The sequence below is a fragment of the Clostridium sp. SGI.024 genome, from assembly GCF_050315195.1.
Taxonomy (GTDB): Bacteria; Bacillota; Clostridia; order Clostridiales; family Clostridiaceae; genus Clostridium.
On record NZ_JBNPON010000024.1, the window covers coordinates 15,785 to 30,655 of the forward strand.

Genomic DNA, 14,871 nt, shown 5'->3' on the forward strand with positions numbered 1-14,871 from the left:
TAGATAGACATAAGATATAATATTAATTGTTCTGCAAAGGGGTATAGCTCAATTGGTAGAGTAGCGGTCTCCAAAACCGTTGGTTGTGGGTTCGATTCCTACTGCCCCTGCCAAAAAGTCAGCAATTTTTTATTGCTGGCTTTTTTATTATAAAAAAACTTTACATTAAAAATAAAAACCACTAGTTTAACTAGAGGTTTTTATTAAGTAAAATTAATTATATTATATAAGGAACAGTTATAACAGCAATATTTTTATTCTTCAATAAATTTTTTCTAATAATATCAGAAGTATGATTATGAAGAACATTATCATAAAATTTTTCGGTATTCAATTCAGAAAGAACTATTGTTATAATGTCATGTTTAGAGTAATTTTGATTTTTAATAAATCTTTCTAGTGGATCTAGGATATCTCTATAATCAGACTTTTCAATTACTAAAGGAACATCTATCTCATATTTTTCCCATTTGTTCTTTATATATTCAGTTTCTTTATCATTGGTTGACACATGAAATACTACAATATCATTTGATAAGCATTTAGCATAATTTAATGTTTTAATAACACTTCTATTTAAATCTCCAACAGGTACTATAAAATGCTTTACTGTAGCTTCATTAAGCTTAGGAAACTCTTGGCCTTGCATAGAAAGTTCATTAGCTGTGAAGGTATAATGGTTCTTTATTTTTTTCATTATGAAAATAACGAAAGGTATAAGAATAAATACCATCCAAGCACCATGAAGGAATTTGTTTATTCCTATAACAATTGTACAAACAAATGTTATTGTAGCACAAAAACCATTTATGAAAGCTTTATGTCTCCAACACTTTTCTTTTCCTCTTATCCATTTCATTACCATACCAGTTTGAGATAATGTAAATGACATAAATACTCCAACTGCGTATAAAGGTAATAAGAAGTGGCTTTCACCATTAAATATTATTACTAAAAGTGATGAGCAGAATGCTAATGCTAATATTCCATTAGAATAACTTAATCTATCACCACGTTTTGTAAGTTGCCTTGGTGCATATCCATCTCTTGCAATAAATGATATTAATAATGGAAAATCAGAAAAAGCTGTGTTAGCTGCCATTATTAAGATTAAAGTAGTTGCAATTTGAATTACATAAAACATTAAAGTGTTTGTGCCAAATACCATTTCAGCTATTTGTGATAAAACTGTTTTATCTAGACTTGGTACTGCATGATAAATAGTGGATAAATATGACACACCACCAAAAATTACAATAACTATAAGGAATAATAAACCTAAAACAATTTTAGCATTTTTAGTTGCTGGTTCTTTAAAGTTAGCAACACCATCACTTACAGCTTCAATACCAGTTAAGGCAGTACAACCAGCTGAAAATGATTTTAAGAAAAGTAAAATAGTTAAATCTCCATAAACAGCAGGGATTCCCACTACTGATACAGGTGAATATCCAAAGAAAATATGTTTAACTATTCCGACAATTATCATTATTATAGTTACAAAAATAAAAAAGTAAGTTGGAATACTAAATATTTTAGATGAATCACTAATCCCTCTAAGATTACCTAAAGTCATAAGTAGAATTATAAGTACGGATATAAATACTCTATGAGGTAATAAAGCTGGAAAAGCTGATACAATTGCGGCAGAACCTGCACAAGAACTAACTGCTACAGTTAGGATGTAATCTATGGTTAATGCTGACCCTGCTACGAGGCTTGGTATCTCTCCAAGATTTTCTTTAGATACTATATAAGAACCTCCACCTTTAGGGTAGCTATTAATAGTTTGTCTATAAGAAAAGATCAATATGCTAAGTAATAATATAATTGATAAGGTAACATAAAGTAAAGATGTATAAGCTGCTAAGCCTACAACAGGAATTAGAACCCAGAGAATTTCTTCACAAGCATATGCCACAGAAGAAATTGCATCACTAGATAGTATAGGTAGTCCTCTAAAAACGCTTAATTTTTCATGTTAGATTTGTGAAGACTTTAGGGGTTGTCCAATTATATTTTTTTTTAATTTTGAAAACATATTGCACCTCTTTATAAATAACGAATATCTCAAGAACATTATAGTGATGAGATAATATAATGTAAAATATAATATACTGTGCAATAATTGTTGAAATAACTAAAATTTGTCGTTTATACTAAAATATCTTAATTAACCTTTGAAATATTAAAGATGATAATGATTACAAAAATTATAAATATATTTATTTTATTATTGACAAGTATCAAATTATCATGATAAAATAACTTTTGTTGAAGGGGTATAGCTCAATTGGTAGAGTAGCGGTCTCCAAAACCGTTGGTTGTGGGTTCGATTCCTACTGCCCCTGCCAAAAAAAGGCTAAAAAATTTATTTTTTAGCCTTTTTTTATTTTATATATTTATTAAAAATGATAAAGTATATAATATAAAGTAGAAATTTGATTATTATTCTGTGGGGAATCATTTATATGAGATATAAAATAAAAAAAATAATAGTTTTTTCTATAATAACTAGCCTTATGCTTAATATTTTTTATTTAAAAGCTAATGCATTGAGTAATGATAAAAAAGATATTGTTTTTAAAAGAATAACTGTGGATGATGGATTGTCTCAAACTACAGCTCAATACTTATTTCAAGATAGTAAAGGGTATATGTGGATAGGAACAACAGATGGCCTTAATAGATATAATGGTCATGACTTTGAAATATATAAATATAGAGAAGGACGTAATGAGAGTATAAGTAATAATTATATTTCAGCTATAAATGAAGATGAGCATGGCTATATCTGGGTTGGAACATCAGGTGGTTTAAATAAAATAAATACAGAAACAAATGAAATAAAAAATTATTTTTCAGGTACTGATGGTTGTAATTTATCTGATAATAATATAACTGAAATATTAATAGATTCAAAGAAGGATATCTATATAGCAACTGAAAATGGTTTGAATTTATATGATAAAGAAAATGATAATTTTATAAGATTGTATGAAGAAGAAGCTGGTACAAATAAATTAACTAGTCAAATTATTTACTCAATAGATGAAGATTCAAAAGGAAACTTATGGATAGGAACTACAGAGGGGCTTAATAAAGTCAACAGAGAAACTAACAAAATAACTAATTATTATGCAGACGGCTCCCAAAATTCTATCTCAGACAATTTTATATATGACATATATGCAGATGACAAAAATAATTTATGGATAGCTACATATAGTGGTGGATTAAATAAGTTAAATATAGAGACAAATGAGATGAAATATTATTATAATGACCCAAAGGATGAAAATTCCATTGCTAGTGATTCTATTAATTCAATATATAAAGATAAGAAAAACACAATATGGATAGCAACTAGTAAAGGACTTAGTAGGTTAGAAGAAAAGGATAATAAGTTTATAAATTATAATTCAAAAATATATGATCCTCAAAGCTTAGTTAGTGATGATGTATTATGTTTAACTGAAGATAAATCAGGATCAGTTTGGGTTGGCACATATGGTGGAATAAGTATCTTCAATAATGAAAATTCTTTTATAAATTATAAAAAGGATTATTTAAATAGCAATTCATTAAGTGATAATATGATTGCTGGAATATATAAAGATAAGGATGGACTTATTTGGGTTGGAACAGTTCAAGATGGAATAAATGTTATAGATAGAAAAAAGAATACTATAACTAAATATAAAAGTTCTGATTATGATAACTCCATTAGTAGTGATAATATAAGAGATATAACTGGAATTGATAATGAGATTTGGATAGCGACTGAATATGGATTAACAAAGTATGATAAGAACACCAATGAATTTACAAAGTATTTTCATAAAGATGATAATTATTTAACAGAAAATTATGAAAACGATGAAAGTGATAATTCTTTAATATCAAATGATGTAAGGAGTTTATATATAGATAAGGATGGAGATTTGTGGATAGCAACTGCAAATGGTGTATGTACCTTTGATAGAAAAGGTAAATTTAAGTCTTATAAAGAATTGTTTTTAAAAAATGGAATACTTAAAGGTATGTTTTCAGGAATAGCTCAAGATAAAGATGGAGATATATGGATAGGATCTTCTTTAGATGGAGGCTTAATTAGAATAAATAAGAGTACCAATGAAGTAAAAGTCTATAAAAATGAAATAGATAATAAAAATAGTATAAGTTTTAATGTAGTAAAAAGTATTGCAGTAGATGAAAATAATACGGTTTGGGTTGGAACTCAAAATGGATTAAATAAATTTAATAGAGAAGATGAAACTTTTACAAGATATTACGAAAGTGATGGATTATCTAATAACTTTATTTATGGAATACTAATTGATAATGAAGATAATCCTTGGATAAGTACCAATTATGGTATATCTAAATTTAATGTAAAAGAGCATAAGTTTATTAATTATGATGTTACAGATGGTTTACAAGGAAATGAATTTAATGGATATGCATATCATAAGGCTTATGATGGTGAAATGTTCTTTGGGGGAATTAATGGACTAACCACCTTTTATCCAGAAAAATTAAAAGAAAAGGACTTTATACCAAAGGTAGTTATAGGAAGTGCATATACAAACCAAGATGAACTCTTAGATTTAGACAAAATACATTTAAAATATAAAAGTAATAATATACACTTTAACTTCTTTTTACCTGATTATAGAAACGTTAAAAAGACTCAATATGCTTATAAGTTAGAGGGATTAGAAAATGATTGGATAATGGCTGATAATAGAAATTATGCTAATTATACTAATTTAGATGGTGGGAAATATACATTTAAAGTTATTGCAAGAAATTCTACTGGAGAATGGAGTGAGCCAACAAGTATAACTTTTACAGTAGGAGTGAAGCCGTGGAAAAGTCCTTTTGCTTATATGGTTTATTCATTCCTTTTATTTGTGATAATATATATAATTTGGAATAGAGTGAAGATATTAGATAGCTTAGTAGCTCAAAGGTCTAATGAGCTGAATAAGAAATTTAAAGAAAATGAAATCCTTTATAATAAATTAATTGAAAATGAAAAATATAAAAATAATTATTTTATTAATTTATCTCATGAGCTTAGAACTCCATTAAATGTTATAATTTCTGTTCAGCAGCTTATAACAAAATTAAATGAAGATAATAAAGTTATTCCAAAGGATAAGTTATATTATTATATGGAGGCAATAGGAAAAAATTCTAATAGATTATTAAAGTTAATTAATAATATAATAGATACATCAAAAATAGAATCAGGCTCATATAAATTAGACTTGAAAAAACATAATATAGTTTATTTAGTAGAAGAAGTAACCTTATCTATGAAAAATTATATTGAATCAAAAGGAATTGAATTAATTATAGATCCTGAAATTGAAGAAAAAATTATAGAATGTGATGAATCAGAAATAGAGAAGTGCATAGTTAATTTAATTGGTAATGCTGTTAAATTTACTGAAAGAGGAGGGAAAATAGAAGTTAGAATTAGTGACCTTGGAGATTCAGTAAAAATATCAGTAAAGGATACTGGTATTGGAATAGATAAAAATTATCATGAGGCTATATTTGATAGGTTTGGACAAGCGTATCATAATATATCAGAGGAATTTGGAGGAAGTGGATTAGGATTAACACTTACTAAGCAATTAGTTGCATTACATAAAGGTAAAATATTTGTTAAAAGTGAAGTTAACAAAGGTAGTGAATTTATAATTATTTTACCTGTAAAGCAAAGATAAGTTATAATTATTGACAGTAGTAATTTACAATGATAAGATATATTTATTAAGTATCTGGATTGTTACTGGAATGCAGGCAATACCTAAATTGGGGTGTATTAGTATACTCTAGTTTAGGTATTTTATTTTCCAAGTGTAAGGAGAATGTAAGATGATTGTTGAAAAAATATTGAACAATAATGTAGTTGTATCAATAGATCCTAATACTAAAAAAGAAGTCATTATTATGGGGTCAGGAATTGCCTTTAAAAGAAAGGTTGGGCAGGAGATAGAAGAAGATAAAATTGAGAAAATATTTGTTGTAGATGATAAAAAAATGAGCAATAAGATTAAAAAATTAATAAATCAAATTCCAGATGGAATATTTGAATTAGCTCATGAAATAATCTCTTATTCTAGCAAAAAACTAGATAGAAAATTAGATAAACAAATATACATATCTTTAGCTGACCATATTGCCTTTGCGATAAAGAGATACAAAAACAATATACAAATAAAAAATGATTTATTAGATGAAATAAGAAGAATTCATAAAGAAGAGTTTTCAGTAGCTCTATGGGCAGTAAATCATATTAATAATAAATTAAATATTAATTTACCTGAAGATGAAGCAGCTTTTATTGCTTTACATTTAGTTAATGCAAGCTATCAAGAAACTTCAAAGGAATCTGTTATTGCAACTAATATAATTAAAGGTGTTTTAAATATTATAAGATATTACTACTCCATAGAATTTAATGAAGATGATTTAAACTATGATAGGTTATTAACCCATTTGAAATATTTTGCAAAAAGGGTAGTTACTAATAATCAAAATAGTGACAATAATAGTGAATTTATAGAGATAGCAAAGAAAAGTTATCCAGAAGCATATGAATGTGCTCTAAAGGTTAAAGCATATGTTAAGAATAATTATAATTATGATGTTAATGAAGATGAAATAGTTTACTTAACTATGCATATTCATAGAGTTATTTCTGTACTTAGAAGTAGTTAAATATATTTATACCTGTAAAGATTTTGAAGCTGTCGCAAAAGCATTTAAATTAAAAATGAAGAATTAATGAAATGCTTTAAAAAAAATTAATAAAAATGTTCAAATTATAAACTCCGAAAGGAGTTTATTCCTTTATTTTACAGTGTGCGACAGGTCTTCTTTAAATTATAATAGGAGGAAAAAATGGATATTAGCTTATTTTTCAAAAAATCCTTTGGAGTTTTGCAAAGGATTGGAAAATCAATAACTTTACCTATAGCCTTATTACCAGTAGCAGGATTATTAATGGGAATTGGAACATTATTTGAAAATGAATATTTTCTAAATATATTTCCTATTTTATCTGGAAAAACATTTCAAATAATAGCTGATATAATGTCTGCATCAGGAAATATTATATTTACTAATTTACCTTTAATATTTGCAGTAGGTGTTGCAATTGGTATGAGTTCAGGAGATGGAGTTGCAGCATTAGCAGCAATAGTAGGATTTTTAATAATGAATGTAACTACAGGTATAATTGCCGGTGTAGATATGACACAAGTTCAAAATAATCCAATGTACACAACTGTATTAGGAATACCAACCTTATCTACAGGTGTTGTTGGTGGAATTATTATAGGACTTATTTCAGCAAGTATATATCAGAAATTTTATGATATAAAATTACCAGAATTTTTAGGATTTTTTTCAGGAAAGAGATTTGTTCCAATAGCAGCTGCTATATCTGGATTAATATTAGGAATTATTATGGCAGTTATTTGGCCTCCTATTCAAAATTTTTTATTAGAGTTCTCTAGAAGCGTGATAAGTACAAATGAAACTCTCTCTGCATTTATCTTTGGTTTGATAGAAAGAGCCTTAATACCTTTTGGATTACATCATATATGGTATACTCCTTTTTGGTATCAATTTGGAGAATATATAAATTCATCAGGTCAATTAATAGTAGGAGATCAGTCTATATTTTTTGCACAACTAAAAGATGGAGTGGAGTTTACAGCAGGAACATTTATGACTGGTAAATATCCCTTTATGATGTTTGGGCTTCCAGCAGCAGCACTTGCTATGTACAATGAAGCTGAAAAAGGAAAGAAAAAGATAGTTGCTGGGATTTTATTTTCAGGGGCATTAACTTCATTTTTAACAGGTATAACAGAACCGATAGAGTTTATGTTTCTATTTGTAGCACCAATTCTATTTATTATACATTGTGTATTTGCAGGTTTATCCTTTATGATAATGCAAATGTTAAATGTTAAAATTGGATTAACCTTTTCTGGTGGATTAATAGATTTTATTTTATTTGGCGTAATACCAAATAGAACAAATTGGGTATGGGTAATTATAGTAGGATTAATATTTGCAATTATATATTATTTAGGTTTTAGGTTAATAATAAGAAAGCTAAATTTAAAAACTCCAGGAAGAGAATATGATGAAAATAATGTAAGTATAGATATTTCTAGTGAAAAGCTTCCTTATGAAATTCTTGATGCCTTGGGTGGAGGAAGAAATGTAAAATATTTAGATGCTTGCATAACAAGATTAAGGGTAACTGTAAATAATTTTTCAGTAGTTAATAAGGAAAAGTTAAAGACCTTAGGAGCAGCAGATTTAATGATGATAGGGAATAATATCCAAGCTATTTTTGGACCACAATCAGATATTATTAAAGAACAAATGAAGGATATTATGGAAGGAAAAGAAATAGTAGTAAAGAAAAAAAACAAAGAAGAGAAAATTAAAAGTGGTATAAAAACTGAAAAAACAATAAAAATTCCTATTTCAGGGGATTTAATATATCTCGAAGAAGTACCAGATGAAATATTCTCAATGAAATTAATTGGAGATGGATTTGCAATAAATCCTAGTGATAATATTTTAAGATCACCAGCCAAAGGAATAGTTCTTACATTAGCTAAGGAAAAACATTCTATTACCATTAGAACTTTAGATGGCTATGATATATTAATGCATATAGGTATAGATACCTTAAAGCTAAGAGGAGAAGGTTTTAAGGCTTTTGTAGAAGAAGGAGATATAGTAGATGCAGGTGATATTCTAATTGAATTTCCTTTAGAAATTATAGAAGAAAAAGATAAATCTAAAATAACTCCAATTATATTTAAAGGCTTAGAAAATGACAAATATATATACTTTGAAAATAATAAGAAAGTTACAGCTGGAGAAGAAAATATAGTTCAAATACATAAAAAGCTAAAATAATAATATAGGCGTTAAAATATAATTATGTAGATAATAATACTAGTGTAGCCAGTAATTACTAGGGATATAAACCTTATATCAGGTTAATATAATAGTGTAAACATCAAAGCTCTTAATTAAAAAATTTAATTAAAAGATGTTTACTAAACCAACAGCCAAAGGAGGAATTACAAATGGCAAAAACATTAGTTCCAGAAGCAAAAAAGGGATTAAGTGCATTTAAAAATGAGGTTGCAGCGGAGTTAGGAGTTCCATTTAGTGATTATAATGGTGATTTAACTTCAAAACAATGTGGTTCCGTTGGTGGCGAAATGGTAAAAAGAATGGTAGAACAATACGAAAATTCAATAAAATAGCCACAGGAACAAAGAACCTAAGGTATTAAAAACAGGATGGATATACCACCAAAGAATATAGTAATTCTACCGTTCTAAAAGGGAGAAGCCTAATTTAAGTAAAAATATTTTACTTAAGTAGGCTTCTTTCTTTTTTACTAATTAGAAAGGTGAGCTTTAAGAATAGAATTTAAATATTCTGAAAATTGATAAAAATAAAGATATATAAAGGAAAGAGAAGATAAATCCACATAATAAGTAATAAATCTAATTAATGAAGTGTGCAAATATATATGTACCAGTGTACTATTTAATTAATACACTAGTACTGTATAGAAAGGAGATAAATTTATGGTGCTTGAATTAAATACAAAAGAGCCTATATATCTTCAAATAATTGCTTATATGAAAAAGAAAATAGTTTCTGGGGAATTAAAAGGGGGAGAAAGAGTTTTGTCTGTTAGAGAATATGCAAGCGAAGTTAAAGTAAATCCTAACACAATACAAAAAGTTTATAATGAACTGGAAAATCAAGGACTTATTTATACCCAAAGGGGAATTGGAAAATTTGTAACAGAAGATAAAGAAAAAATTAATTCATTAAGAGAAGAATTATTTAACGAAACTATAGATAAATTTATAGAGGACTCAAAGTCATTAGGATTTACTAAAGAAAATATATTAGCAATTATATCAGAAAGATATAAGGAGGGGGAAAATGAGTAATTTATTAGAGGTTAATAATATAAGTAAAAGAATAAAGGGAAAAGAAATATTAAAAGGAATTAGTTTTAATTTAGAACAGGGAAAAGTATTAGGAATAATGGGACCTAATGGACAAGGTAAGACAACCTTGTTAAATGTTATTCAAGGATTTCTAAAAGCTGATAATGGTGAAATTAAAATAAATGGAAATCCTCAAAGTGCTTTAACTAAAAATGATATATCTTTTTTACAGGATGTAAATATTTTTAATAAGTCTATGAGAATAAAAGATGCAATAAACTTATATGTAGATTTTTTTGATGATTTTGACAAAGAAAAGGTAAATTACTATTTAGATTTTATGAATTTAGATAGTTCATCTAGGATAAAGGATTTATCAAAAGGGATGATGGAAAAATTTAATTTATCCTTGGCTCTAAGCAGAAAAGCTAAATTATACATGTTAGATGAACCAATTTCAGGAGTAGATCCTGTAGCTAGAGAAAAAATACTTGATGCAATTTTAGAAAACTTATCAGAAGATAGCTCTATGATAATAACTACCCATTATATAGGTGAACTTGAAAGAATATTTGATGAAGTTATTTTCTTAGGTGATGGAAAAATAATAGAATATGGAGATGCTGAAGAACTTAGAGAAAAGTATAAGGGATCAATTGATGAGATATATAGAAAGATTTTTGCAGAATAGTTAGGAAGGGGTGTGGAATTTGAAAAATATTATTAATTTATTAAAGTATAACTTTGGGAAATATCATATGAGTAAAAGTAAAATATTTTATATAATTGGATTAATTATTTTATGTTTTAACTGTATTGCTATGTTTATTAGAGTACCAATACTTGGAGAAGTACTTTCATTCTTAAATATAGGCTTTGTTGTAACCTTTTTATCTATAAATTTTATATGGTCAATATTTAGATTTCAAACACAAATATCCAAGGAAAAAGGGAAATTACTATTTACATTACCAATAAAATCTCATGAATTTATAATAGCTAAAATTATTGAGTTTATTTTAATTCAAGGCATAATAGTTTTTATTACAATGATAATGACTTTAATTTCAGGAAATAGTCTTAGAGAGCTAGTTAATTTATCTTCTACAGCAGTAATGTATGGAACAATAATTGCTTATATAATCATTATTTCTTTTATGGTGATTTTTTCATCTTATATTAAAAATACAGCTTTATATATTCTAGCAGTAGTAATAGGTGGTAGTGTAATTCAAGGTATTGTTGAAGGAATCATTGAAACAATAACAAAGTTTTTACCTTATATTTATATGCAAATAGGAACTTTTATTGAAATTGATTTAATACACTGCTTATTAAGCTTAAGTTGGATTATTTTTATTGTTTATTTAGCAATTTATCATTTAGATAAAATATTAGATATAATTTAAAGGGGTGAATAAAGTGAAAAAATATATTAGTATCACAGTAGCTATAGCTTTAACTACATTATTAGCTGGCTGTGGAGTAAAATTTGGAATAGAAAGTAGAAATAATTGGTGGAATAATAATGTTACAACAGATGATTCTAGTAATAAAAGTGAAAGTGTTAATATATCAGCAGAAGATATTACTAAAATTAATAAATTAGATATTAAAATAGATGTAAGTAATGTTAAAATTAATTATTATGATGGGCAAAATGTGGAGATTTCAGGAAGGTTAAGTAAATATTCTAGAGGTGTTAGAATAGAAAAAAAATCTGATACACTAATTATTATAGAAGAATCAAAAAATAATAAGAATTTAACAAAGGATACTTCTAGTAATTTAACAATAGATATTCCTAGAAGTTTTAAGGGAAATTTTGAATTGAATTTTGGTGTAGGTCAATGTGAAATTAATGACTTAGAATTAAAAGATGTTAAGATACAAAATGGAGTTGGAGAATTAACTTTAAATGAAATATCTTTTGAAAAAATAGATTTAAACAGTGGAGTTGGTGAAACAACTTTAGAGACAAGTAAAAAAACAGGTAATATTAATATAAAAGGTGGAATTGGTCAAACTAATATTTCTTTAGGAGATATAAATGGAGATTTAAAATTTGATGGTGGAATGGGAAGTACAACTATTAAAGTACCAGAGAATGCACCAATAAAAATAACTTCAACAGCTGGTCTTGGAGAAGCAAGAATAAAAGCTAAGACATCAAATGAAGGAAAATATAATTTCGACATTAGTGTTGGTGTAGGTGAAGTAGAAGTCACAAATTAAAATTAATAACTTTATATTTGATTAAAAAGTCCAGTAATTTCAAATCACTGGACTTTAGTTAATAATAGTTTAAGATTATTAATTATTATTTTTATCTAAATAACCTGTTAGTCCAAAGGTAAATCCTGTTGTTAATAAATATATAGGAATAAACCACATAATTTTACTCCAAAAGATACTATAGAATGTATAGTTCCAAATTATATATAGTGAACTTATACCTATTAAAGTAATTTGTAGTCCAAAAATAAGATTCTTCATTGCATTTATATTTTTGATTTTCTTTAAGACACTTAAATTAATTACAAAACTAATAAAAGCAAAAATGATGATTCTAATAATTAAAGAACTAAAAATAACTAATCCTTTATCCAATGCATGTCCCTCCCAAATTATATATTCATTTTAAACAATATAATACAAATGAGCATTAATATATATTTGTATTATATATTACAATTGGTACATAATTCTATATGGGTGTTGATATTATATATGCTTAATTTAAAATTACTACAATTATGAATTTCACTATTAATATAATTTCAATATCATTATTGTTTTGATAGCCAATTTAAATAGTCTTATGGCAATTTATCTATTTTTTCTGTTTTAGAAAGTATTTTATCATATTCTAACTTCTTAAATCCATTAGAAGAAATTGCACTTTCATAGCCTCCATTTTTATCATAGTAAATAATTTGTATTCCTGTGAAATTATAATCTTCACCCATGAGATCAATAAATTTGTCTGCAATAGCTGCACACATTTTTTCGCTATCTTCCTCTGATATATCTTCTGTATTATAAACACCTAAAAGATAAAGCCTTTGAGATTTCAATGAATAATCATCTGCATTAAGTTCTGTCCAAACTGTGATTCCTTTAGGAAAACTTAGATTTTGTGGAAACTCTCCTTTAATTTTATTATATTGGGTTTCGGCTGATAAACTCACTTTTTCTGAAACTTTTTCATCATAAATTGTATTCTTTTGTAGTCGATAACTAAGATTTCCCTTAACAGACTGATATTTAGCGTTATACCAATCATATCTTGTTTCAACCTTTTGTGTACTTCCCTTTTGTATAGTAGAATAATTACTTAGTTTTTTTTCTGCAATAATGTTTCCTATAATAGGTAAGTAGCCAATTAAATACATCAAATAGGATATAACAGCAATAATTGATATTAATATAAATAGTTTTATTATAGGCTTTCTTATTTTTATTCCCCTCACCTCTTAAATACATATTAATGTATATTTATATTATATATTATGATTGGTATATAATTCCGTAGTGGTGTTGATATTATATTAATATTTGGATTTTATCTTTAAAATCTGTTACTTTTAAATATAAGAGATAAAAATATAATGCTAGTGTGGTTTCAAGCAAACCACAGATTTAAAATAATATGAATATTAGCCTCTGTTTTAAAAGAATGTTGGTATTATATACTCTTAATTTAAAAGACCAGCGAAATCACTCGTCTTTAGAAAGTAATAGTTTAAAAATTGTTCCTTATGTCTAATCGAGAAATTCATATTTGTTGCTCTGTTATAATTCTCTTACCATTTGTATTTCTTTTAACTGCATATCTAAAAATGTGTATTCAATTTCTTTGACTTCTTCAAAACCAATATGAGAATACATTTTACGTGCAACAGTATTTTCTAAGGAAACGCTAATGTATATTTTGTTAGCATTGTGTTTTCCTTTAAAATACCCTAAAAACTCTGCTACTGCTCGTTTTCCGTAACCTTTTCCTTGATACCGTTTATCTATCATAAAACGACTCATAGACCAACCTGGAAAGGCTTCGTCGTAGTCATATAAGATAAAACCTATCATTTTACCTTCACTATATATCCCTAAAGTATATAATCCATCTTCAAAAGAAGCTTCTACCAAAGACTGTTTATTATCTGCAACAAAATATTCTTGACTTTTATCAACTGTCAAAGACATACAATCCCAATAATTTGATTTATCTATTTCTCTAAATTCCATTTCAATTCCCCTACAAATTCTAATTTATCGAGCAGTTTAAAAATCAAACTAGCTCGTTTTATAATACAAATGTGCATTAATACATATTTGTATTATATATTATAAATGGTATATAATTCCATATAAATATTGATATTATATATGCTTAATTTAAAATTATTACACTTATATTTGTTTAATCTAGTCTAAAAATTGCTCCAATTTAAAAGCTACTGGTCTAACTCCATCTGTGCAGCATATTATTTTAGTTTTTGAATTCTTATACCATATATTATCTATATTTTTGCTTCCTGATAAAACACTTACAGAAGAATAAATATCTTGCCAAGCATAAGGACAAAAGCCATATGGCATTTTTGCCCCACCTTCATAAATAAACTCGTCACCAATCTCTAATTCTGGACAAGAACCAGCCAAAACTCCATTTGTCAAATATTCTTCTGCATAGTCTTTGTAAAATTCTTTTTTTAATACAGTAATTTTTACTTTCATCAAAACCACCGCCTGCTAACAAATTTTTATTTACCTTATTTATAATTTAATACTGTTACGGATTTACTATACTATTTTACTATCAGAGTTTTAAGTGATATTT

General features: G+C 26.6%; 13 protein-coding genes and 2 tRNA genes. 10 read left to right on the plus strand and 5 right to left on the minus strand.

Going from position 1 to position 14,871, the window contains the following annotated elements:
* Positions 1–37 precede the first annotated feature (37 nt).
* A tRNA-Trp gene (locus tag ACQRD5_RS08595) sits at positions 38–113 on the plus strand.
* A gap of 104 nt (positions 114–217) precedes the next feature.
* On the opposite strand, the gene ACQRD5_RS08600 is transcribed toward ACQRD5_RS08595, so the two are convergent.
* On the minus strand, positions 218–1,921 hold the full coding sequence (locus tag ACQRD5_RS08600) for an APC family permease (protein WP_320900709.1): 1,704 nt from the start codon (positions 1,919–1,921) through the stop codon (positions 218–220).
* A gap of 357 nt (positions 1,922–2,278) precedes the next feature.
* Here ACQRD5_RS08600 and ACQRD5_RS08605 point away from each other — a divergent pair.
* From ACQRD5_RS08605 to ACQRD5_RS08645, 9 genes are all read left to right on the plus strand, one after another.
* A tRNA-Trp gene (locus tag ACQRD5_RS08605) sits at positions 2,279–2,354 on the plus strand.
* 117 nt (positions 2,355–2,471) lie between these two features.
* Positions 2,472–5,741, plus strand: a complete 3,270-nt coding sequence (locus tag ACQRD5_RS08610; RefSeq protein ID WP_291629732.1) for a ligand-binding sensor domain-containing protein — start codon at positions 2,472–2,474, stop codon at positions 5,739–5,741.
* Between the two features lie 151 nt (positions 5,742–5,892).
* Positions 5,893–6,738 (plus strand): BglG family transcription antiterminator LicT, encoded by an 846-nt coding sequence (gene licT, locus ACQRD5_RS08615; protein WP_291629734.1) that lies wholly within the window; start codon positions 5,893–5,895, stop codon positions 6,736–6,738.
* Between the two features lie 183 nt (positions 6,739–6,921).
* Positions 6,922–8,967, plus strand: a complete 2,046-nt coding sequence (ptsG, locus tag ACQRD5_RS08620) for a glucose-specific PTS transporter subunit IIBC (protein ID WP_291629736.1) — start codon at positions 6,922–6,924, stop codon at positions 8,965–8,967.
* 173 nt (positions 8,968–9,140) lie between these two features.
* Entirely contained in the window at positions 9,141–9,323 is a 183-nt protein-coding gene (locus ACQRD5_RS08625) for an alpha/beta-type small acid-soluble spore protein (protein ID WP_291629738.1), read from the plus strand.
* 330 nt (positions 9,324–9,653) lie between these two features.
* Complete coding sequence (locus ACQRD5_RS08630; RefSeq protein WP_291629739.1) at positions 9,654–10,028, plus strand: GntR family transcriptional regulator; 375 nt, start codon at positions 9,654–9,656, stop codon at positions 10,026–10,028.
* The gene (locus tag ACQRD5_RS08635) at positions 10,021–10,719 is read left to right on the plus strand and encodes an ABC transporter ATP-binding protein (RefSeq protein WP_291629741.1); all 699 of its coding nucleotides are present in this window, start codon (positions 10,021–10,023) and stop codon (positions 10,717–10,719) included. The genes ACQRD5_RS08630 and ACQRD5_RS08635 overlap by 8 nt, the downstream gene beginning before the upstream one ends.
* Before the next feature lie 10 nt (positions 10,720–10,729).
* On the plus strand, positions 10,730–11,437 hold the full coding sequence (locus ACQRD5_RS08640) for a hypothetical protein (protein WP_291629743.1): 708 nt from the start codon (positions 10,730–10,732) through the stop codon (positions 11,435–11,437).
* Positions 11,438–11,450: 13 nt separating this feature from the next.
* Positions 11,451–12,263, plus strand: a complete 813-nt coding sequence (locus tag ACQRD5_RS08645) for a DUF4097 family beta strand repeat-containing protein (RefSeq protein ID WP_291629745.1) — start codon at positions 11,451–11,453, stop codon at positions 12,261–12,263.
* Positions 12,264–12,341: 78 nt separating this feature from the next.
* Here ACQRD5_RS08645 and ACQRD5_RS08650 read toward each other — a convergent pair whose 3' ends face one another.
* The 4 genes from ACQRD5_RS08650 to ACQRD5_RS08665 form a co-directional block, all read right to left on the minus strand.
* On the minus strand, positions 12,342–12,638 hold the full coding sequence (locus tag ACQRD5_RS08650) for a hypothetical protein (RefSeq protein WP_291629747.1): 297 nt from the start codon (positions 12,636–12,638) through the stop codon (positions 12,342–12,344).
* A gap of 209 nt (positions 12,639–12,847) precedes the next feature.
* A complete protein-coding gene (locus ACQRD5_RS08655; RefSeq protein WP_291629748.1) occupies positions 12,848–13,426 on the minus strand; it encodes a hypothetical protein in 579 nt (192 codons plus the stop codon).
* Between the two features lie 397 nt (positions 13,427–13,823).
* Positions 13,824–14,276: a GNAT family N-acetyltransferase gene (locus ACQRD5_RS08660; RefSeq protein WP_291629749.1), complete on the minus strand. Its 453-nt coding sequence runs from the start codon at positions 14,274–14,276 to the stop codon at positions 13,824–13,826.
* A gap of 180 nt (positions 14,277–14,456) precedes the next feature.
* Positions 14,457–14,768, minus strand: coding sequence for a TIGR04076 family protein (locus ACQRD5_RS08665; RefSeq protein ID WP_336624138.1), 312 nt, complete (start codon positions 14,766–14,768; stop codon positions 14,457–14,459).
* Positions 14,769–14,871 lie beyond the last annotated feature (103 nt).